Origin of the sequence: Micromonospora sp. DT43 (assembly GCF_049841645.1) — a bacterium.
GTDB lineage: Bacteria > Actinomycetota > Actinomycetes > Mycobacteriales > Micromonosporaceae > Micromonospora.
Map to the genome: position 1 here is coordinate 23495 of NZ_JBNCKR010000016.1, position 19501 is coordinate 42995.

General features: G+C 73.4%; 21 protein-coding genes. 13 read left to right on the forward strand and 8 right to left on the reverse strand.

Annotation, left to right across the window (positions count from 1 at the left end):
• Positions 1 to 37: 37 nt before the first annotated feature.
• A complete protein-coding gene (locus ACLQ26_RS28405; protein ID WP_425747404.1) occupies positions 38 to 1012 on the reverse strand; it encodes a DUF2267 domain-containing protein in 975 nt (324 codons plus the stop codon).
• A 201-nt stretch (positions 1013 to 1213) separates the two neighbouring features.
• Between ACLQ26_RS28405 and ACLQ26_RS28410 the strand changes: the two genes are divergently transcribed.
• Positions 1214 to 1528 carry a hypothetical protein gene (locus ACLQ26_RS28410; RefSeq protein ID WP_425747405.1) on the forward strand — a complete coding sequence of 105 codons (315 nt, stop codon included), beginning with the start codon at positions 1214 to 1216 and terminating at the stop codon, positions 1526 to 1528.
• A gap of 90 nt (positions 1529 to 1618) precedes the next feature.
• Here the strand turns inward: ACLQ26_RS28410 and ACLQ26_RS28415 are convergent, their stop codons facing one another.
• Entirely contained in the window at positions 1619 to 1963 is a 345-nt protein-coding gene (locus ACLQ26_RS28415) for an STAS domain-containing protein (RefSeq protein ID WP_425747406.1), read from the reverse strand.
• A gap of 58 nt (positions 1964 to 2021) precedes the next feature.
• A complete protein-coding gene (locus tag ACLQ26_RS28420) occupies positions 2022 to 2351 on the reverse strand; it encodes an STAS domain-containing protein (protein WP_425747407.1) in 330 nt (109 codons plus the stop codon).
• A 278-nt stretch (positions 2352 to 2629) separates the two neighbouring features.
• On the opposite strand from ACLQ26_RS28420, the gene ACLQ26_RS28425 reads away from it, so the two are divergent.
• The 5 genes from ACLQ26_RS28425 (at position 2630) to ACLQ26_RS28445 (ending at position 7120) form a co-directional block, all read left to right on the forward strand.
• Positions 2630 to 4396: a PP2C family protein-serine/threonine phosphatase gene (locus ACLQ26_RS28425; protein ID WP_425747409.1), complete on the forward strand. Its 1767-nt coding sequence runs from the start codon at positions 2630 to 2632 to the stop codon at positions 4394 to 4396.
• Positions 4397 to 4407: 11 nt separating this feature from the next.
• Positions 4408 to 5439 (forward strand): cobalamin B12-binding domain-containing protein, encoded by a 1032-nt coding sequence (locus ACLQ26_RS28430; protein ID WP_425747410.1) that lies wholly within the window; start codon positions 4408 to 4410, stop codon positions 5437 to 5439.
• Between the two features lie 105 nt (positions 5440 to 5544).
• The gene (locus ACLQ26_RS28435; RefSeq protein WP_425747411.1) at positions 5545 to 5892 is read left to right on the forward strand and encodes an STAS domain-containing protein; all 348 of its coding nucleotides are present in this window, start codon (positions 5545 to 5547) and stop codon (positions 5890 to 5892) included.
• A 70-nt stretch (positions 5893 to 5962) separates the two neighbouring features.
• Positions 5963 to 6406 (forward strand): response regulator, encoded by a 444-nt coding sequence (locus ACLQ26_RS28440; protein ID WP_354861669.1) that lies wholly within the window; start codon positions 5963 to 5965, stop codon positions 6404 to 6406.
• Between the two features lie 180 nt (positions 6407 to 6586).
• Complete coding sequence (locus ACLQ26_RS28445; RefSeq protein ID WP_425747412.1) at positions 6587 to 7120, forward strand: ATPase; 534 nt, start codon at positions 6587 to 6589, stop codon at positions 7118 to 7120.
• A 9-nt stretch (positions 7121 to 7129) separates the two neighbouring features.
• On the opposite strand, the gene ACLQ26_RS28450 is transcribed toward ACLQ26_RS28445, so the two are convergent.
• The 4 genes from ACLQ26_RS28450 to ACLQ26_RS28465 all read right to left on the reverse strand — a co-directional run bounded on the left by ACLQ26_RS28450 (position 7130) and on the right by ACLQ26_RS28465 (position 10334).
• Positions 7130 to 7978: a hypothetical protein gene (locus tag ACLQ26_RS28450; protein ID WP_425747413.1), complete on the reverse strand. Its 849-nt coding sequence runs from the start codon at positions 7976 to 7978 to the stop codon at positions 7130 to 7132.
• Between the two features lie 402 nt (positions 7979 to 8380).
• Complete coding sequence (locus ACLQ26_RS28455) at positions 8381 to 8836, reverse strand: GNAT family N-acetyltransferase (protein ID WP_425747414.1); 456 nt, start codon at positions 8834 to 8836, stop codon at positions 8381 to 8383.
• A gap of 71 nt (positions 8837 to 8907) precedes the next feature.
• A complete protein-coding gene (locus ACLQ26_RS28460; protein WP_363685540.1) occupies positions 8908 to 9333 on the reverse strand; it encodes an OsmC family protein in 426 nt (141 codons plus the stop codon).
• A gap of 71 nt (positions 9334 to 9404) precedes the next feature.
• Complete coding sequence (locus ACLQ26_RS28465; protein WP_425747415.1) at positions 9405 to 10334, reverse strand: serine/threonine-protein kinase; 930 nt, start codon at positions 10332 to 10334, stop codon at positions 9405 to 9407.
• 198 nt (positions 10335 to 10532) lie between these two features.
• Here ACLQ26_RS28465 and ACLQ26_RS28470 point away from each other — a divergent pair, with 198 nt between their 5' ends.
• The 3 genes from ACLQ26_RS28470 to ACLQ26_RS28480 all read left to right on the forward strand — a co-directional run bounded on the left by ACLQ26_RS28470 (position 10533) and on the right by ACLQ26_RS28480 (position 13124).
• On the forward strand, positions 10533 to 10763 hold the full coding sequence (locus ACLQ26_RS28470) for a hypothetical protein (protein WP_425747416.1): 231 nt from the start codon (positions 10533 to 10535) through the stop codon (positions 10761 to 10763).
• A 101-nt stretch (positions 10764 to 10864) separates the two neighbouring features.
• Complete coding sequence (locus ACLQ26_RS28475) at positions 10865 to 11611, forward strand: response regulator transcription factor (protein WP_266241747.1); 747 nt, start codon at positions 10865 to 10867, stop codon at positions 11609 to 11611.
• A 43-nt stretch (positions 11612 to 11654) separates the two neighbouring features.
• Positions 11655 to 13124: a sensor histidine kinase gene (locus ACLQ26_RS28480; protein WP_425747517.1), complete on the forward strand. Its 1470-nt coding sequence runs from the start codon at positions 11655 to 11657 to the stop codon at positions 13122 to 13124.
• A gap of 110 nt (positions 13125 to 13234) precedes the next feature.
• Here ACLQ26_RS28480 and ACLQ26_RS28485 read toward each other — a convergent pair whose 3' ends face one another.
• Positions 13235 to 14092, reverse strand: a complete 858-nt coding sequence (locus ACLQ26_RS28485) for an arginase family protein (protein ID WP_425747417.1) — start codon at positions 14090 to 14092, stop codon at positions 13235 to 13237.
• A gap of 180 nt (positions 14093 to 14272) precedes the next feature.
• Here ACLQ26_RS28485 and ACLQ26_RS28490 point away from each other — a divergent pair, with 180 nt between their 5' ends.
• The 4 genes from ACLQ26_RS28490 (at position 14273) to ACLQ26_RS28505 (ending at position 19475) form a co-directional block, all read left to right on the forward strand.
• Positions 14273 to 14422, forward strand: a complete 150-nt coding sequence (locus ACLQ26_RS28490; protein ID WP_007459587.1) for a hypothetical protein — start codon at positions 14273 to 14275, stop codon at positions 14420 to 14422.
• A 14-nt stretch (positions 14423 to 14436) separates the two neighbouring features.
• On the forward strand, positions 14437 to 15867 hold the full coding sequence (locus ACLQ26_RS28495; protein ID WP_425747418.1) for a class I SAM-dependent methyltransferase: 1431 nt from the start codon (positions 14437 to 14439) through the stop codon (positions 15865 to 15867).
• Positions 15860 to 18001 (forward strand): sulfatase-like hydrolase/transferase, encoded by a 2142-nt coding sequence (locus ACLQ26_RS28500; protein WP_425747420.1) that lies wholly within the window; start codon positions 15860 to 15862, stop codon positions 17999 to 18001. Before ACLQ26_RS28495 ends, ACLQ26_RS28500 begins: the two co-directional genes overlap by 8 nt.
• 190 nt (positions 18002 to 18191) lie before the next feature.
• Positions 18192 to 19475: a citrate synthase gene (locus ACLQ26_RS28505; RefSeq protein WP_425747421.1), complete on the forward strand. Its 1284-nt coding sequence runs from the start codon at positions 18192 to 18194 to the stop codon at positions 19473 to 19475.
• The last annotated feature ends 26 nt before the right edge of the window (positions 19476 to 19501 follow it).

Sequence of the window (19501 nt, forward strand, 5' to 3'; positions counted from 1 at the left end):
CCCGCGTCCGTCGGCCCGCCCGTGCGGTGGCGGCCGGTCAGCCGCTGGCCATCCCGGCGCCCACCTCGTCGATGGCGTCGTCGATCGAGTGGGCGAGGTCCACGTCGAGCGCGGTCACCCCGTCCGCCTGGTTGGTGCGGACGGTCAGCACGGCGGCCGTGCCGCCCGGTCGACCGATGCTCGGGCCGCGCCCGGTGTCCACGCGTAGCCGGTCCAGTCGGGCGAGCACCCGGTCCAGGTTGTCCGGCGGCAGCGCGATCACGCGGTACAGGCCGGTGCTGTCACCGGCCCAGTACGGCAGGTCGTCCAACGCCGCCCGGAGCTGGGCCTCGTCCAGGGTGGGCGTGGTGGTGGAGGCCCCCACGATGCCGCCGCCGGCCGCCGGCGGGTTCAGCAGCTCCCGCAGGCCGTCGGGGACGTGCAGCGACTCGACCAGGTCGCCGTCCTGTTCGGCGAGCGCGGCGAGTGTCGCCTCGGCCTGGTAGCGGGCCTGCTCGGGCGTACGCCCGCTGATCCGGCCCACCTCGGCCAGGAAGCCGGGCAGGTCCCGGTGCCGCTCGATGCCGTCGACGGGCACGACGTCGTGCAGCGAGTTCGGCACGGCCGCGAGCAGCCGCTGCCGCTCCGCCGTTTCCAGCGCGAAGGCCAGGACGAGGACTGTCGCCTCGGCGCCCACCTTGGCGGTTCTGAAGTCGACGCCGGAGCGTCGTCGGATGTCGTCGACCAGGTCGTGGTAGCCCACGCTGTTCACCCCGGCCGCACCGCCGGGAGGAGGCTGCGGTCGCGGATTGTCCGCGGTGCCTCGCGACGGCGGGGCCGGTCCACCGCGCGTGGTGTCCGACTTGTGCCGTCCGGCCGGCGGCGGGCCGGCTCGCTTGCCCTGGTCCAGGCTGGTGAGTTGCTTGGAGGCGCTCAGGCTGGCGCCGAACTGGCTGGGCTGACTGCCCTGTTCGCGGGCCTGCCGGGCCAGCGCCCGGCGCCGCTGGTTGTCGCCCTCCATCTGCTTGCGCATGGTGACGCCCCTTTCGCTGGGGATCGATCCTGCGCCGGTCGCGTTCCCGCCCTCCCGGGAGCCGAAACGGGCGCTGCCGGCCGGGTAGCGCCGAGCGCGGCCCACGCTTCATCCGGCGCGGGTGAGGGGTGCTCACCCACGCGGGCCGCAGGATCGGGGCAGGACCGCAGTTCTTCCGAGGTACGCGGAAGGAAGGTCGTCATGAAACAGATCGTCGAGATCGTTCCCGCTCGACCGGGCTGGTACGCCCGCTGGCAGCTCACGCCCGACGCCACCAGGTGCTATCCGGTCAGCCTGTGGGCGCTGCTGGAGGAGGCCGACGGAACCGGCCGGGAGGTGGTCGGAATGGACTGCATCGGCCAGTGGCCGGGTGCGGACGACAACGAGGCGGGTGGGGAGTTTGTCCGCTACCTGTACCAGACGCCCGATTCGGGGGAGCCCGACGACATCGAACCCCCGGCGACCGTCGAGCTGCGCGACGGCGCGCCCCGGCTCCAGCCGATGACCGCGCCCTAGACATTCCTCCGGCCCCCGACCCCAGGTCCCAGGGTCGGGGGCCACCCCCGTTTCCTCAGGGGGCGGCCCGGCGGTGGGTGGGTGCGGTGGTCAGCCGATGGCGCGCAGGTTGTCGCCGTCGTCGGCGGCAGTGCTCTCCACCGCCAGCAGCTCGGTGAGCCCGGTGCGGTCAAGCATCAGCTGAAGTCGGGCGCTGACCCCGGTCAGCCGGATCGCCCCGGCGCCGCGGTGCACCACCAGCAGGGCGCTGAGCCCGGACGAGTCGCAGAGGCCGACCCCGGCCAGGTCAATCGTCACCTGCTGCTCGCCGTGCAGCTCACTGGCGGCGGCGATCAGCTCGGGCGCGGTGTCGTAGTCCAGCTCGCCGGTCAGCCGCAGCCGGACGTGACTGGCGTCGAGCCGGGTCACCTCGATGGTCAGCAGCTGGTGGGACATGCCCCCATGTTCCCAGTCCAGCGGCGGAACGCAAACCCGGGGGCCGCCGGCCGCCGGATCACGCGGTGGCGGCGGACCGCGCCGAGTCGGGGCCCAGGGCCGCCCGGGTGGCCGGGAGCGGCCGGCCGACCAGCGCCGCCACGCCTGTGATGTCCAGGATCGACGTCAGGAAACGGGGAACCGCCCGCAGCCGCAGGGTCGTGCCCACCGACTGGCCCTCCCGCCACGCGTGCACGATCACGGCGAGACCGGTGCTGTCGATGAAGGTCAGGTCGGCGAAGTCCAGGACGAGGGCGCGCGGCGCGTCGGCGAGGACCCGGTCGACCTCGGCGTGCAGGGGCGTTGCCGTGGCGTACGCCAGCTCGCCGCCCACCCGGATCAGGGGCATGTCGGGATCGGACCGATCGACGAACACGCTCAGCGGTGTCGCCTCGGAGCCCCGCCCGACAGATGCCACGATCACGCCTTTCCGCACGCCGCCGTTCCGGCCGTGCGAGGGGATCGTAACAACGGTCTACCCGGTTCGCCCGGTACGCGAGTGAGGGCCCGCCACCTGCCGTGGGATGCCGGTGGAGGCGTACCGGCGTAGGGTGGTCGGAGAGATTTGACCACAGACGCCGGTTCCGGTGCGGGTTCGGGTGGACGACAAGGAGTGAGGCTCAGCTGGTGACTGCTTCCGACGTCAGGGGCGCAGACCCGGGCGACGGACGGATCTCCACGCCGAGTACCACACGGGCCCCGGCGTGGTCCGCCGACGCACCGTCCTGGCCCCCGCCCGCGCTGCCGCCGCTCGCGCCCGACCGCGATCAGGCCACACCGGACTGGTCCGAGGTCGTCGAGCACTTCCGCGAGGGCCTGGTGGTCTGCGACGCCGACGGCGTCGTCCGACACGTCAGCCCGGTGGCCGAGCGGCTGCTGCCCGAGGTGGTCCCCGGCATCCTGCTGGCCGCCTCTGGCGTGCCCGGGTTGGGCGCGGGCATCCCCGGGGGCTTCACCCACCACGGGCGTCGCCTGACCGCCCGCCAGGTGCCGCTCTCCGCCGGCCGCTGCTGCTGGTACGTGGAGGACGTCACCGAGAGCGTCAGCCGTGCCGACGCGCTGCTCGCCGAGCGAGCCCGTTCCGCCTTCCTGGCCGTGGTCGGCGACAAGCTGGGCAACCCACTGCACCCCGACCGGGCCGCCGCGGCGGTCGTCCGGCTCGCCGTGCCGACCCTGGCGGAGGTGGCCGTGCTGGTGCTGGCCCCGCGCACTGGGCGGGCGCGGTGGTGGCGGGCCTCCCGGGCCGACGACGAGGCGCCGATGGTCGACAGCGGCGTGCTGGCCGGCCCCGCGCTGCCGGCCGCGATCGCCGAAGCGCTGACCGGGGTCGAGCCACACGCTCTCGACTGGCTGGTGGAGCAGGCGGTCGACGCCGGCTGGCTGCCCGGTCTCACGGGCGCCGACAGCGCCGCCCGGGTCGTTCCGCTGCCCGGCCGGGACGCGCCCGTCGGGGTGCTGCTTGTCGCCAGGCGCTCCAGTCGGTGGTACGACGAGGACGACGTCGGGTTGATCCGCGCCTTCGCGGCTCGGGCCGGCGCGGCGCTGACGACCGCTCTGCTCTACCGCGACCAGGCCGAGGTCGCCGACACCCTCCAGGCCAGCCTGCTGCCCGTCGAGCCGACCGAGACTCCCGGCGTGCAGTGGGGCACGGCGTACCGGCCGGCGCAGGCGGGGCTGCGGATCGGCGGCGACTTCTACGGTTCGCACCGGCTCGCCGACGGTGGTTCCGTGTTCTTCCTCGGCGACGTCTCCGGCAAGGGCGTCGAGGCGGCCGTCTTCACCGGCCAGCTCCGCCAGTGCCTCCAGGCCCTGCACCGGGTGGAGTCACACCCCGGGCGGCTACTGCGACTGCTCAACGACGCGCTGCTGGAGACGACCCAGGCGCACGGTCAGGGCCGCTTCGCCACCATCGTGCTCGGCGTCGCCCGTCCGCAGCGCGACGGGAGCGTCACCCTCACCATGGCCGGGGGCGGGCACCTGCCGCCGCTTGTGCTGCGGACGTCGGGCGAGGTCGAGTCGGTGTCGCTGCGCGGCATGCTCATCGGAGTGGTGCCCGATCCGCGCGTCGGCGAGGTGACCGTGCGGTTGGCGCCGGGCGAGACCTGCCTGCTCTACAGCGACGGCGTGACCGAGGCCCGTGGGGGCCGCCGCGGTGACGAGCTGTTCGGCGCGGAGCGGTTGGTCACGGCCGTGACCGGGTGTCAGCGCATGCCGGCGCCGGCCCTGGCCGAACGCGTCGAGCAGGTCACCGGTGACTGGCTGGGGCACGGCGACCACGACGACATCGCGGTGCTGGCGCTGCGCGCGGTCAGCCCGGGTGGGCGAGCCGCGCGGCACCTGCACGCGGTGCCCACGTCGACGAGCGCCGACGAGCAGCCGGAGGGCCCCGCGTGACAGCCGCCGCCGTGACCACTGACCCGACCGACGCGTACTCCGGCTACCTGGCCTGCCTCGCCGACGCCGACGAGTACGCCGCGATCGACGTGGCGCTCGGCCTGCTCGACGCGGGTGTGCCGCCGGAGCGGGTGCTGCTCGACCTGGTGGCGCCGGCTCAGGCCGAGGTGGGTGAGCGGTGGGCACGCAACGAGTGGAGCGTGGCCCAGGAGCACGCGGCGACCCACATCAGCGAGCGGGTGGTGGCCGCGGTGGCGGCGCACGCCAATCCGCGTCCGACCGGGGGGCGGGTCGTGGTGGCCTGCATGGACGGCGAGTGGCATGCGCTGCCGCCTCGGCTGGTGGCCGAGGTGCTGCGGCTGCGCGGCTGGCAGGTGACCTTCCTGGGCGCCAGCGTGCCGGCGGCGCACCTGGTGTCGTACCTGCATCGGCACGACGCGCAGGCGGTCGCGCTGGCCTGCGCGCTGCCGATGCGGCTGCCGCACGCCCACCGGATGATCGAGGCGTGCCGGCGTTCGGACGTGCCGGTCGTCGTGGGTGGGCGTGGCTTCGGCGCGGACGGCCGGTGGGCGGCCCGCCTCGGCGCGGCCTGGGCGCCGAACGCGCCTGCGGCGGCCGAGTTGATCGCCGACGAGCGGGCGCTGCGGCGGGTGCCGGCGGCGCAGCTCGGGCACCTGGCCGACGACGAGTACGCGAGTCTCGTCCGCCGCCGCGGAGAGCTGATCGACAGCGCGCTCACCGACCTGCGCGAGCGGGTGCCGGCGACCCGGGACTACACGGCCGCCCAACTCGACTCGACGGTGAGCGACCTGGGGCACGTCGTTGACTCGCTGGCCGCCTCGCTCTATGTCGACGACGCCTCGCTGTTCACCGAGTTCGTCGGCTGGCTGGTGGAGATCCTGACCAGTCGGGGGGTGCCGGCCAGCGCGGTCGCCCTGACCCTGGAGCACTACGCCGCCGTGCTGCGCGACTTTCCCCGGGCGTCGCACGCGCTGGCCCGCAGCCGCGCCGGGCTGCCCGCCACGTCCCGTTCCGAGGGCTGAGGACCCTCCCGGACGATCACCACGCGCTGCGGACTGTCGTAGCCCCCTGCGTATACTTGCCGGACTGCAAACGTCCCACCCACCGGTGGAGCGAGGGGGAGAACGGTGACGTTCAGCGTCAGCCACGCCGAACGCGACGGCGGCGCGGCCTGCCTGCGGCTCGCCGGTGAGCTGGACCTGAGCACCGCCGGTGAGTTGACTGCCGCCATCGACAAGCTCACCGCGGCCGGCGAGCGGCGGGTGCTGCTCGACCTCGCCGATCTGACCTTCTGTGACTCCACCGGGATGGCGGTGTTCGTCCGGGGCGACAACCAGGTCGCCGCGGACGGCGGTTGGTTGCGGATCACGGGCGCCACCGGCCGGGTCGAGCGGGTGTTGCGGGTCACCGGTCTGGCCGACGTGCTGCGCTACCTTCCGGACACGGCCGACCCGGCGTCCCAGAGCGCCTCCTGATGGGCTAGATTTCCCCGCCAGCACGGTGACCGTTCCGGTCTCCTTCTCCGCCGACCCGAGGCAGGTAGTGATGGGCGACAGCCCGCAGCCGGTACGCATCCTGGTGGTCGACGACGATCCGGGCGACGTGCTGATGATCGAGGAGGCGTTGGCCGACTCCGACGTCGAGAAGATCATTGACGTGGTCAGTGACGGCGAGGAGGCGATGGAGTTCCTCCGTGCCGAGGGCCGGCACGTCCAGGCCCGCCGACCGGACGTCATCCTGCTGGATCTGAACATGCCGCGGATGGACGGCCGTCAGGTGCTCGGCGCGGTCAAGCAGGACGAGGATCTGCGGACCATTCCGATCGTGGTGCTGACGACCTCGAACGCCGACACCGACATCGTGGGCAGCTACACGTTGCAGGCCAACGCGTACGTCACCAAGCCGATCGACCTGGACGACTTCAACGACGTGGTGCGCCGCATCGACGAGTTCTTCGGCCGCGTCGTCGTCCTGCCCAAGCGCCCCTGATCACACCCGGCGCGGTCGGTGGGCATTGTCCCCGCCGCCGGGCCGCACGTGGCCCCTCGCCGCGCCGCGTCGCTCGACGCCCGCGCATGCTGAACAATTTTCCCGAACCGCCTCGGCCGCTGTCGCCGCGTCCGAGGATCCAGGTGGGGACGTAACAGCGGCTGCCTGGGGGGCGACAGTATGAGGTTCTCCGTCGTGAAGACCGGCTACGACCAGCGGCAGGTGGATTCCTGCCTGGACGAGTTGGGGATCCGGTTGTCCCGGCTCGCGGCACGGGCTGAGGGCGCCGCCGGGGCGACCCGCGATTGGGACGAGATCCGCCAGGAGGCGACCTGGCTCAGCGGGCTGCTCCAGCGGCTCGACCTGGGCGACGCCGCGACGACCCGGCAGGCCGGCGACGCGGTGCGGCGGGAGGCGGCCGAGATCCTGGCGCAGGCCCGCTCCGAACTTGACGAGGCCCGCGAGGAGGCCCGGCGCGTTCGCGAGCAGGCGTACGCGGACGCCGTGCAGGCCCGGCGGGACTTCGAGGAGGCGTTGCACGCCCGGCGACGCCGCGAAGCGCTTGTCGACGAGATCCTCACCGGCGTGACAGTCGAGCCGGTGCCGGCCGACACGCCCACGGCTGCCGCCGGAACGGGCGTACCGGCGACCAGGGTGGCGGCCGGCGGTCGGGACACCGGCGCGCAGCCGCCCAGCGGGCGTACGGCCCGCTGAGCGCGAGGCTCAGACGGTGAGTGCCGCCGCCACGGTGGTCGCGCGCTCCTCGTGCTGGGCGTACGCGTCGGGGAAGGCGGAGATCTGCACGGCCTGGGCGGCGGCGGTGACGCTCATGTCCTCCCAGCCGGGGATCTCGGCCAGCGCCGTGTAGAAGGCCCGCGCGGCGTACGACGGGCGCATCAGCTCGGCCACCGTGCCCCAGCCGCTGCTGGGCCGCTGCTGGAACAGTCCGACCGAGTCGTGGTCGGCGCCGGTGCCCTGGTGCGGGTACTGCGTCGACTCCGGCAGCACGTCGCTGGCGAGGTTGTAGAGGTTGCTCTCCTGCATCGCGGTCGCCAGCGCCACCACCAGGGCGCGGCGCGGCATCTGGAGCTCCCGGCCGACGTCCACGATGATCTTGGCGTTGTCCATCTGGGTCTGGTCGAGCCCGGCGACCGGGCGGGGTCGGCGGGGCTTGACGGGCTTCTTGGGCGCTGCCTTGCGGGCGACGGTGGGGGTCGGTGACGCCGTGGGGGTGGGGATGACCCGGGCGGGGGCGGCGTCGCGGTCCAGCGATCGGGAGGCGCGCTCGTCGGCGATGGAGGCGCGGTCGGCCAGCGCGTCGGACATCGGTCGTGCCGGCGGCGGGTTGTCCTCGGCGCCACGGGCGGCGGCGAACGCGCCCAGACCGAGGCAGCAGGTGACTCCGGTGGCCAGGGCGACCCGGACGGGGGTGGAGCCGAGTCGGTTGCGGCGCGGCGGCGGCTCGGGGGCCCGGTGACGGCCGATCGTCCGTTCGGTTGATGCGGCGTCGCCCGAACAGGTGGTCGGGAGCGCGTCGGTCAGCTTCTGGGCGGCGGGGTCGACGGGATGCACCCGCCGAGGCTAGATAGTCGATCGCCCGTTGCCATCACCCCGTACGGTGGCATGCGCCACAATTTGCCCGGATCATGGTCACCATATCGGTCGAAAGACCGGTTGAACCCGCGAAACCTCGCTGATCAGGCGAGACGGTTATTCCCGATTAGCCCGGCCAACTCGGTCACCGCTGCGGACCCGCCTGCCGGCTGCGAACGATTCCCGGCGATCCTCCGTTCCGAGGGCGCCCGCTCCACCGAACGGCGGAGGCTGGTGCGTTGACCGTGAACGTCCACCGGGTCAGCGACACGCCGGGCGGCGCAACGCCGCGAACGGGCCCGCGTCTGCGGCGAACGCCAGCAACGCTGGGGCCGCCCCCCAGGAAAGCCGCCCGAAGATCGGGCCCTGTGACAGCCTCGACTACAGGACCTTGGTCATGTGCACGCTGTTCGGGTCCTCTGGGTAGTCGGCGAACGGCTCGCATCGGGTGAATCCGTACTTCGCGTAGAGCGCCCGCGCCGGCGCAAAATGGTCATCCGCGCCGGTCTCCAGGTATAGCCGGGTGAAGCCGCGCCGGCGGGCCTCTGCCAGGACGTGTTGGAGAAGCGCGGAGGCCACTCCCCGCCGCTTCGCGGTCCGGGCGGTCCGCATCGACTTGAGTTCGGCGCTCGTGTTGTCCAGCTTCTTGAGAGCTCCACAGCCCACGAGTTCGTCACCGTCGTAGACCGACCAGAAGGTCACTGCGGGCTGACGCAGCCCGTCGAGGTCAAGGGCATGCTTACTCTCGGGCGAGCTGACCGCTCGCATTTCATCGAGGTGCTCCTGCAGAAGCGCCCTGATCTCAGGCCCGGACAGGTCATCCACGACGATCTTCATGCCGCGATGGTAAGACACGACGGATCGGGCACCAGAAAAGCCGCCAACCGGTCACGGGCGCGGTGCCGGGATCAGTGCCGGCCGTTCTCCGCCGGGGTGACTGTCAGCCGATGCCGGGTGTTGTCGCCGCTGGAGAACGGCCAGAGCCGGTCGGCGTACTCGACCAGATCGGCCAACTGCGACCGGCTCAGGCCGGCGGAGGAGATCGAGGCGTGCACGTCGGCCCGATAGCGGCCGTCGTCGTCGCGGCCCAGTTTCGCCTCGGCGCGTACCTGGACCGTGTGCGCCTCGTTCGTGATCTCGCCGGCCGCCTCCACCGCCGCGTGGTGCAGGCAGGACGCGAAGGCCGCCGCCAGCAGTTGCTCGGGTCGCAGGCCGGTGCAGTGCGCCGCCAGTGGCGACGCCAGCGGCGTGGAGAGCCCGCCGTCGTCGGTGCGTACGTGGCCGCCCTCGGCCGTCGCGGTGGCCTGATGCAGCCAGGAACTCGGACTCGGCATCGCGTTCCTCCCGTCGCTCACCCGCCCGGCTACCCGGCCGGGGGCGGGCGAAACGCCACGCGACCCCGCGTTCAGGTCCCCTCGACCACCGACAGCGCCTCGGTGGCCTCCGCCGCGGCCTGCTCGCTCCACGGCGACATCGCCGTCGGCCGGCGCGGCGTGGGGATCATCATCGGCACGTACACCCGGGCGTCCACTGCCTCGGCCAGCAGCAGCGCGGCGACCAGGCTGGTCGGACGCTCCGCCGGGTCGCTGGCCAGGCAGGAGCGGCACAACTCGGACACCTCCGGCGGCAGCCCGTCGATCTCGGGCAGCGGCTGCGGCGGCCGGGCGCGACGCTCCGTCAGCAGCTCGGCGGCAGTGTTCGCCCGGTACGGCAGCCGGCTGGTCAGGGAGTAGTAGAGCAGCACGCCGAGGGCGTACATGTCGGCCGCCGGAGTGGCCGGTGCGCCGTCGAGCTGCTCGGGCGCCAGATACGCGGGAGTGCCCAGCACCATGCCGTCCGGCATCGGGTCCGCCGTCCCGGCCGGGGTGGCGATGCCGAAGTCGAGGACCTTCACCCCGGCCGGGGTGAGCATGACGTTCGCCGGCTTCACGTCGCGGTGCACGATGCCGCTGGCGTGGGCGGCGGACAGCGCGGCGGCGACCTCGGCGCAGACCCGCACCGAGATGCGCCAGTCCAGCGGACCGGCCCGCAGGTGCGCGGCGAGCGTCTCGCCCTCCGCCAGCTCCATCACGATGTACGGGGCCTGGCGGCCGGGAAGCGTCGAGGAGGTGCCGAAGTCGTGCACGCTCGCGACGTTCGGGTGCACCAGCCGTGCTGCGGAACGGGCTTCCGTACGAATACGGTCCACCGTGTCGTGGTGGCCCTCCGGGCCGGGCGAGATCAGCTTCACCGCGACCGGCCGGTCCAGCACACGGTCGTGGGCCCGCCACACCTCGGACATCCCACCCACGCCGATACGCTTTTCGAGCTGGTACCGCCCGTCCAGCGTCCGCATCGACCGCTCCTCGCCCTCGCCCGCCGACCGCGGGTGCCTCCGATCGCGGTACCCGGGGTCCGAGCTGGGCAAACCGTGCGGCGATCGGGGGTGGCCGATCCCGTCGTACCTCGGCGCGGCTCGGTGGTGGGTGCGGTAGCTTGCGAGCCAGGGCTGGCGCACCGAGCGTGCCGGCACGGTCACCGGGGAGACACCGCGATGAGCGAGGTCACCGTACGCTTCGTGGGCGGTCCCGCCGACGGCCTGGTTCGCGCGGTGCCGGCCGAGCCCGACGGCGGCCCTCCACGGCGGTGGATCATGCGGCACCCGGACGGCACCGGCCCGACGCAGCCCGGCCCCGACCACCTCTACGAACGCGACCAGCCGGACGGCCGGGGCGGGTGGAGCATGCGGTTCGTCCGGACCGACGCCCAGGGAGTGTCCGAGTGACCACGGGCGAGGGCTGAGCGGTGCTCCGGCGGCCCGGCCGCACAGCTGGCGCACAGGTGGGGCAGAGGCGCGTCACAGCGGACCCACCCACGATGGAGGGCATGGTCATCCAGGGACAGACCGCGCCGGGCCGGATCGAGTTGCGCCGCCCCGACGGCGAACCGGTCCGGGTGCTGGTGGTCGACGACGAGGCGACACTCACCGACCTGCTGGCGATGGCGCTGCGCTACGAGGGTTGGCAGGTACGCAGCGCCGGCAACGGCATGGCGGCGCTGAGCACCGCGCGGCAGTTCCAGCCGGACGCCGTCGTGCTCGACGTCATGCTGCCCGACCTGGACGGCTTCCAGGTGCTGCGCCGGCTGCGCGAGCACGCCCCCACCGTGCCGGTGCTGTTCCTGACCGCCCGCGACGCCGTCGAGGAGCGCATCGCCGGGCTGACCGTGGGCGGCGACGACTACGTGACGAAGCCGTTCAGCCTGGAGGAGGTGATCGCCCGGCTGCGCGCCCTGCTGCGCCGCTCCGGCTTCGCGGTCGCCGCCCAGGAGGAGGCGGTGCTGACCGTCGGCGACCTCAGCCTCGACGAGGACAGTCACGAGGTCCGCCGCGCCGGCCAGCTCGTCACGCTTACCGCGACCGAGTTCGAGCTGCTGCGCTACCTGATGCGCAACCCGCGCCGGGTGCTCAGCAAGGCGCAGATCCTCGACCGGGTGTGGAACTACGACTTCGGTGGCCAGGCCAACGTGGTGGAGCTGTACATCTCGTACCTGCGCAAGAAGATCGACGCCGGTCGGCCGCCGATGATCCACACACTGCGCGGCGCGGGCTATGTCCTCAAACCCGCCGACTGACGGACGGCCGCGCCGCCGGCCGCTGCGGACGGCCCGGCGGTGGCTGGCCGGCCGGTCGCTGCGGACCCGGCTGGTGCTCGCCCTGGTGGCGCTGCTCGCCCTGGTCAGCGTCGCGATCGGCGGGCTCACCACTGTCGCCCTGCGGCACTTCCTCGTCGGCCAGGTCGACAGCCAGTTGACGATGGGGGACCGGCCCCGCGCCGATGTGCCGCCGTGGTTCCGCCAGGGGGGCGACCCGGGGTGGCCCGCCTCGCGACCGGACGGCGTCGGCCCGCCTCCGCCGGAGCCTCCGCGCGGCTTTCCGCCGGGCTCGCTGGCCGTCCGCCTCGCCGACGGCGTCACCACGGCGACGAGGAGCACCGAGAGCGGCAGCCTCGCCGACGTCCCCGCCACGGACGCCGCCCGGCTGGCCGCGCTCCCCACCGACGGCCTGCCGCGCACCGTCGGCCTCGACGACGGCGGTGACGTCCGGGCCGTGGCGCGGCGTCTCCCCGACGGGATGGTGCTGGCCGTGGCGATCCCGCTGTCGGGCGTGCAGGACACCATCTGGGCGCTTGTCGCCGCGCAGGCCGGAGTGGCCGCCGTCGGGCTGGTCCTCGCGGGCGCGGCCGGCGCGCTGATCGTGCGCGCCACGCTGCGACCGCTGAACAGGGTCGCCGCCACCGCCACCCGGGTCACGGAGTTGCCGCTGGACCGCGGCGAGGTCGCGCTCGCCGTCCGGGTGCCAGCGGGGGACACCGACCCGCGCACCGAGGTCGGCCAGGTCGGCGCGGCGCTCAACCGCATGCTCGGCCACGTCGCCGACGCGCTTGTCGCGCGGCAGGCCAGCGAGACCCGCGTACGCCAGTTCGTCGCCGACGCCAGCCACGAGCTGCGCACCCCCCTCGCGGCCATCCGGGGGTACGCCGAGGTGGCCCGGCGCGGCCGCGCCGAGGTCCCCGCCGACGTGGCGCACGCGCTGCGCCGCGTCGAGTCGGAGAGCACCCGGATGACCACCCTCGTGGACGACCTGCTGCTGCTGGCCCGGCTCGACGCCGGCCGACCGCTCGCGGCGGACCCGGTCGACCTGTCCGCCCTCGTCGTGGACGCGGTAAGCGACGCCCACGTGGCCGGTCCCGAGCACCGCTGGCAGCTCGACCTGCCCGAGGTGGTCATCCGGGTACCCGGCGACACCGCCCGCCTGCACCAGGTGGTGGCGAACCTGCTCGCGAACGCCCGCGTGCACACCCCACCCGGCACGACAGTCACCACCACGCTGGCCGTGGAGCCGGACGCCGCCGTGCTCACCGTCGCCGACGACGGGCCGGGGGTGCCGGCGGAGCTGCGTCCGGAGATGTTCGAGCGGTTCGCCCGGGGCGACAGCTCCCGGTCCCGCGCGCACGGCAGCACCGGCCTCGGCCTGGCGATCGTGGCTGCCGTGGTGGAGGCCCACCACGGCACGGTCGCCGTCGACAGCCGGCCGGGGCGGACCGTCTTCGCCGTCCGCCTGCCGAATCCCACAGCTGACGCGTAGTCGGCAGCACCGACGAGGCTTACCTGTCGACGGTGTTGCGCTTCGTCCTGCTGCGCCTCGGCATGCACCACCGCCGCCCCTGACGCGGGGGCTGGGCCGGGATTGCCGGCTCAGCCGCCCAGCACGTCCGCGAGGACCTCGACGACGCGCCGCGCGTGGCGTCCGTCGGGGTCCTCGTCGGCGTTGAGGTCGGTCACGCTCATCCCGAGCAGCCGGTCGGCGCGGGCCAGCGGGGTGACGAGCGCCGTCAGGTCGGGCCAGCGCAGCCCCTCCGGCTCGGGATAGGTCACCGCCGGCAGGTCGCGCGGGTCCACCGCGTCCAGGTCGAGGTGCAGCCAGGCCGGCCCGTCGCCGTCGGCCGCCAGGGCCTCCCCGACCGCCCCCGCGCCCCGGCGCAGCAGGTCGGCGGCGGGCACCTGGTGGATGGCCCTGTCGATCCGGGCCACCTCGACCCGCCCGTCGTCGTCGGACGACGGGCGGTGCCCGAGCAGGTGCACCCGCCCGGGGTCGAGCAGGGCTTCGTCGACGCCGATCGCGGCGGCCGGGCCGTGCCCGGTGACCACCGAGAGGTCCATGTCGGCGGCCTCGCCGGTCGGCGATGTCGCGCCGTCGAGAAAGTCGGGATGAGCGTCGACGAACCACAGCTCCGTCCTGCGCGGCAGGCCCCGGCAGATGCCGGGCAGTATCGCGCAGTCCCCGCCCAGGACGAGCGGCCGGCGGCCGTCGGCGATCAGCGCCGCCACTCGGCTGCTGATGGCCGCGCCGGCCCGGACCAGGCCGGCCGCGCCGATCACCCCGCTCGCCGGGTCGCGGGACCTGTCGCGCAACCGCGCCTCGTCCACCTGCCCGTCGTCGTCCGCGCCGAGGGCGTCCAGCAGGCCGGCCCGGCGCAGGGCAGCCGGGGCCCGCTCCTCGCCGCGCCCGGCGCCGGAGGAGTCCAGAGGCGCGTCCACGACCGTCCAGCGCACTCTCGCAGCGTACCGACGCGGACGGCTTCCTGTGGCGAGGCTGGGAGTCCTCCGATGTGGCCGCGACAGCGCTGACGAGCAGCGTACGGTGATGGACAAGTCCGGCTTTCTGGGTTAAAAGCCTCACCGCTGTATTCCCGGGACGCCGGTGTCGAGACGGGCGAGGGGAAGGAGCGGTCGGTGATCCATCTGGCCTACCTGGACGCGGGATCCGGCAGCCTGATCGTGCAGGCCGTCGTCGGCGGGGTGGCCGGCGCCGCGGTCGCCGCCAAGCTCTACTGGCGGCGGCTGGTCGACCGGTTCCGCCGGCAGCCCACCGACCAGCGGTAGCGGCCGCCGCGACGATGACGACCTCACCCACCGGCGTACGCCCCGAGCCCGCCTCCTTCCGCGACCCCGCCAACCGGGTGTTCCACGTCGGCGACGAGGTGCTGCGCGGGCTGGACGCCCAGGCCGCCGAGCACTGGCGGACCCTCGCGGCCAGCCCGTTCTTTCCCACGCTCGTCTCGGCCGGCAAGGTCTGCGCCACCGAGGACGCCCCGCCCACGTTGGTGCCCGCCACGGCCGGCGTGCCGTGGGCGGCGGTGCTGCGCCACGAGCGCATCCCGTTCGTCTCCCACCCGTACGAGTGGTCCTTCGGCATGCTGCGCGACGCCGCGCTGCTGCACCTGGAGATCCTTCGTACCGCACTCGCGGACGGCTTCACCACCAAGGACGGCTCCGCCTACAACCTGCAGTGGCGCGGCGCGAAGCCGGTCTTCATCGACATCGGCTCCTTCGAGCCGGTCCGCGACGGCGAACCGTGGGCCGGCTACCGACAGTTCTGCCAGACCGTGCTCTACCCGCTGCTGCTCACCGCCCACCTGGGCGTGGACTTCCAACCCTGGCTGCGCGCTCAGGTCGACGGCATCGAGGCCGACCAGCTGCGCCCCCTCTTCGGCGGCACCCGCCGGCTGCGCCCCGGCATCCTGACCCACCTGCACCTGCACGGCGCCATGCAGCAGCGCAACGCCGCCGCCAGCACCAACGACGTGAAGGCCCAGCTACGCGCCGCCGGCTACTCCCGGGACCTACAGGCGGCCACCGTACGCGGCATCGAGAAGCTCGTCCGCCGGCTGGAGCACCGCCCGTCGGGCAGCCACTGGTCGGACTACCAGCGCACCTGCGGCTACTCGGCCCGCGACCGGGTCGCCAAGGAGCAGTTCGTGGTCGGCGCGGTGGCCGCCGCCGCCCGCCCGCGCCTGGTGCTCGACCTGGGCGCCAACGACGGCCGGTACGCCCGACTGGCCGCCGGCCACGCCGACTACGTGGTCGCCGTCGAGCAGGACCCGGCAGTGGTCGACGAGCTGTACCGGGCGCTGCGCTCCGAGGGGCAGCAACGGATCCTGCCGCTCGTCGTCGACCTGGCCGACCCGTCACCCGGCGGCGGCTGGCGCGGCGTCGAGCGCGCCGGCTTCGCCCAGCGGGCGTCGGCGGACGTCGTGCTCGCCCTGGCCCTGGTGCACCACCTGGCGATCGGCCGTAACGTGCCACTGCCCGAGGTCGTCGACTGGCTCGCCGGGCTGACCGCGCCCGGCGGCGCAGTGGTGGTGGAGTTCGTCCACCCGGACGACCAGATGGCTGCTCGGCTGCTGGCCAACAAGCCCGACGGCCTCTTCCCGGACTACCGGCGTGACACCTTCGAACGGCTCATCGAAGCCCGGGGTCGCATCACCGACCGGCTGGAACTGCCCTCGGGCACCCGCACGCTCTACCGGGCGGTGATGGGTGGCTGAACCGCCCAGCACCGACCGGCTCGCGTCGCACGACCCCTCGGCTCCGCAGGGCCGCTCCGGGTCCGATGGCCGCCCGGCATCGGATGGCCGTGGTGCTTCGGGTGGACCGGCAGGCCGGGACGCCGAGGCGTCGACCACCGGCCGTTGGGAGTGGGGCTGGCGCGGCGAGGTGGGCCGGCTACTGGAGATCGTGGCACTGGTCGGGCTTGTCGTCACCCAGCCCCTGCTGGACGTGCTCGGCCGCAGCCCCGACTTCTTCCTCTTCCACCGCGCCGACCGCGCCCAGATCCTGCTGCTTGTCGCCCTGGTGGCCCTCGCGCCCACCGTTCCCGTGGCGCTGCTCGGCGCGCTCAGTCGACTCGTCGGCCGCACCTCCCGCGCGCTCACCCACACGGTGCTCGTCGGGCTGCTGCTCGCCGCCCTCGCGGTGCAGGTGGGCCGGCACACGGTGCCGCTTCGGGGCGTACCCCTGCTGGTGCTTGCCGGGCTGGCCGGTCTGGGCGGCGCGGCCGCGCACCGGCGGTGGCGCTCGCCCGGCCGGGCGCTGCGACTGGCCGCCGCCGGACCGGTGGCCTTCGTGGCGCTGTTCCTGTTCGTCTCGCCCACCTCGGCGGTCGTGCTGCCGCGCGGCGACGGCGGTGCGGTCGGCACCGCACAGGGCGCGGCCGTGCACCCGCCCGTGGTCATGCTGATCCTCGACGAGCTGCCGCTGGTCAGCCTGCTCGGCCACGACGGCCGGATCGACGCGGCCCGGTTCCCGCACTTCGCCGAGCTGGCTGGCGGCTCGACCTGGTACCGCAACGCAACAGGCGTCAGCGGCTGGACGCCGTACGCGCTGCCGGCGATGCTCACCGGCCGGTACCCGGCGCGGGCGGTCGCGCCGCACTACTCGCAGTACCCGGACAACCTCTTCACGGCCTTCGGCGGTCTCTACGACATCCAGGCCCAGGAGAGCGTCACCCGGCTCTGCCCACCCAGCCGCTGCGACCAGCCGGTCGCGCCGGAGCAGGGCCTCGGCGTGCTGGTCCGGGAGACCGGCAAGCTGCTCGGCCAGGTCGCCGGGCCGACGAACACCCGCGTCGACCCGGAGGACTCCTACCGGGAGCAGACCCGCGTCGAGGCCGGCCTGGACGCCGCCGAGCCGGTCCCCGCCGACCCGAAGTTCCGCTGGGACAGCCTCGACGACAACCAGCCGGCCCGGTTCACCCGCTTCCTGGCCGGGCTGAAGCCGCAGCCCCGACCCGCCCTGCACTTCCTGCACCTGCTGATGCCGCACTCCCCGTGGACGTACCTGCCGTCCGGCGCCCGCTACGACGCCCCCGAGGACCTGCCCAACGACGGCGCCGGCTGGGTCGAGCTGGCCCGCCAGCGCCACCTCGCCCAACTCGGCTACACCGACCGGCTGATCGGCGAGACCCTGCGGACGCTGCGCGCCAGCGGCCTCTACGACCAGGCCCTCGTCGTCGTCACCGCCGACCACGGGGTGAGCTTCCACCCGGGCGCGCAGGGCCGGGGCATGGACGCCATCAAGGCCGCCGCCGGCGAGGTCGCGTGGGTGCCCATGTTCGTCAAGGAACCGGGGCAGCAGACCGGCCGGGTGGACGACCGCAACTGGGAACACGTCGACCTGCTGCCCACCGTCGCCGACGCCGCAGGCATCCGCCTGCCCTGGCACGTCGACGGCCGCTCCGCCCGGCAGGCCCCCCGCGCCGACGCCACGAAGCACTTCTACGACACCCCCGGGCGGGCGGTCACCTTCCCCGGCGGTGTGCCCACGCCGCCGCCGCTGCCGACGCCGCACCCCCTGGTGGGCACCGAGGTCCGCGCCGGCCCGACCGGCGGCAGCGCCCGGGTCGCCGACCTGGCCGCCTTCCGGGCTACCGACCCGGACACCGGCACCCTCCCGGCACTGGTCTGGGGTGACGTGCCGGACGCGATACCGGACGGCACGCTGCTGGCCGTAGCCGTCAACGGCCGGATCGGCGCGGTGGTCCCGGTGGTGCCGACCGACCCGGGCGGGCGCCGCTTCGCCGCGCTGCTGACCGACGACCGGCTGTTCCGCGCCGGGACGAACCAGCTCGACGTCTACCAGGTCGCGGCGGACGGTACGCTACGACGCCTCACGTTGTCCTGATCGTCCGGCCTTCCGGCGGGGTTTCTTTCGGCTCCCGCCTGGCGGGACGGCGGGTTTCCCGGCTGCCCGGTCGGGAATCGGGTGACGCATACCTCACCGCCGAACCACGGCGGGCGGTGTCCCCCGGGCCGCAATTACGGTAGAAGCGAAGGCAATTCAACGTAGATCTGCCGGCGAAGCGAGGAACCACATGACGGAAGTCAAGCTCGATCACCCCGGTGGGCAGCTGTCGATGCCGGTCCATTCCGCGGTCGAGGGCCCCGCTGGCATCGGGGTGAGCAAGCTGCTGAAGGAAACCGGGATGACGACGTACGACCCCGGTTTCGTCAACACCGCCGCTGCCTCATCCGCGATCACCTACATCGACGGCGACGCGGGGATCCTGCGTTACCGGGGATACCCGATCGAGCAGCTGGCCGAGAAGTCCTCCTTCCTGGAGGTCTCCTACCTGCTCATCTACGGTGAGCTGCCCACCGAGCAGCAGCTGACCGAGTTCACCGAGTGGATCCGGCGGCACTCGCTGCTGCACGAGGAGATGCGCCGCTTCTTCGACGGCTTCCCCCGGGACGCCCACCCGATGGCGGTGCTGTCGTCGGCGGTGAGCGCGCTGTCGACCTTCTACCAGGACAGCCTGGACCCGTTCGACTCCGAGCATGTGGAGATCTCCACGGTCCGGCTCATGGCGAAGGTCCCCACCATCGCCTCGTACGCGTACAAGAAGTCCATCGGGCAGCCGCTGCTCTACCCGGACAACTCCCTGGGGTACGTGGACAACCTGCTGCGCATGACGTTCGGCGTGCCGGCAGAGCCGTACGAGGTCGACCCGGTCATGTCGAAGGTGCTGGACATGCTGTTCGTCCTGCACGCCGACCACGAGCAGAACTGCTCCACGTCGACCGTCCGCCTGGTCGGTTCCAGCAACGCCAACCTGTTCGCCTCGGTCTCCGCCGGCGTGAACGCGCTGTTCGGCCCCCTGCACGGTGGCGCGAACCAGGCGGTGCTGGAGATGCTCCAGCAGATCCACGCCGGTGACGGCGACGTCCGGTCCTTCGTCCGCAAGGTCAAGGACAAGCAGGACGGCGTCAAGCTGATGGGCTTCGGCCACCGGGTCTACAAGAACTACGACCCGCGGGCGGCCATCGTCAAGAAGGCCGCGCAGGACGTGCTGGGCCGCATGGCCAAGCCGGATCCGCTGCTGGACATCGCCATGGAGTTGGAGGAGATCGCGCTCGCCGACGACTTCTTCGTCTCCCGCCGGCTCTACCCGAACGTGGACTTCTACACCGGCCTGATCTACAAGGCCATGGGCTTCCCCACGAAGATGTTCACCGTGCTCTTCGCGCTCGGCCGGCTGCCCGGCTGGATCGCCCAGTGGCGCGAGATGATCAACGACCCGGAGACCAAGATCGGCCGTCCGCGGCAGGTCTACGTCGGTGCCCCCGAGCGGGACTACGTCCCCTTCGCCGAGCGCTGACCTCCGCTCTTCCGCACCACCCGCAC

Coding starts and splice junctions, on each gene's coding strand:
- ACLQ26_RS28455 (WP_425747414.1), bottom strand. CDS start 8,836: ATGAAGATCGTCGTGGATGACCTGTCCGGGCCTGAGATCAGGGCGCTT.
- ACLQ26_RS28415 (WP_425747406.1), bottom strand. CDS start 1,963: ATGTCCCACCAGCTGCTGACCATCGAGGTGACCCGGCTCGACGCCAGT.
- ACLQ26_RS28405 (WP_425747404.1), bottom strand. CDS start 1,012: ATGCGCAAGCAGATGGAGGGCGACAACCAGCGGCGCCGGGCGCTGGCC.
- ACLQ26_RS28505 (WP_425747421.1), top strand. CDS start 18,192: ATGACGGAAGTCAAGCTCGATCACCCCGGTGGGCAGCTGTCGATGCCG.
- ACLQ26_RS28465 (WP_425747415.1), bottom strand. CDS start 10,334: ATGCGGACGCTGGACGGGCGGTACCAGCTCGAAAAGCGTATCGGCGTG.
- ACLQ26_RS28470 (WP_425747416.1), top strand. CDS start 10,533: ATGAGCGAGGTCACCGTACGCTTCGTGGGCGGTCCCGCCGACGGCCTG.
- ACLQ26_RS28410 (WP_425747405.1), top strand. CDS start 1,214: ATGAAACAGATCGTCGAGATCGTTCCCGCTCGACCGGGCTGGTACGCC.
- ACLQ26_RS28460 (WP_363685540.1), bottom strand. CDS start 9,333: ATGCCGAGTCCGAGTTCCTGGCTGCATCAGGCCACCGCGACGGCCGAG.
- ACLQ26_RS28445 (WP_425747412.1), top strand. CDS start 6,587: ATGAGGTTCTCCGTCGTGAAGACCGGCTACGACCAGCGGCAGGTGGAT.
- ACLQ26_RS28495 (WP_425747418.1), top strand. CDS start 14,437: ATGACGACCTCACCCACCGGCGTACGCCCCGAGCCCGCCTCCTTCCGC.
- ACLQ26_RS28475 (WP_266241747.1), top strand. CDS start 10,865: ATGGTCATCCAGGGACAGACCGCGCCGGGCCGGATCGAGTTGCGCCGC.
- ACLQ26_RS28420 (WP_425747407.1), bottom strand. CDS start 2,351: ATGCCCCTGATCCGGGTGGGCGGCGAGCTGGCGTACGCCACGGCAACG.
- ACLQ26_RS28440 (WP_354861669.1), top strand. CDS start 5,963: ATGGGCGACAGCCCGCAGCCGGTACGCATCCTGGTGGTCGACGACGAT.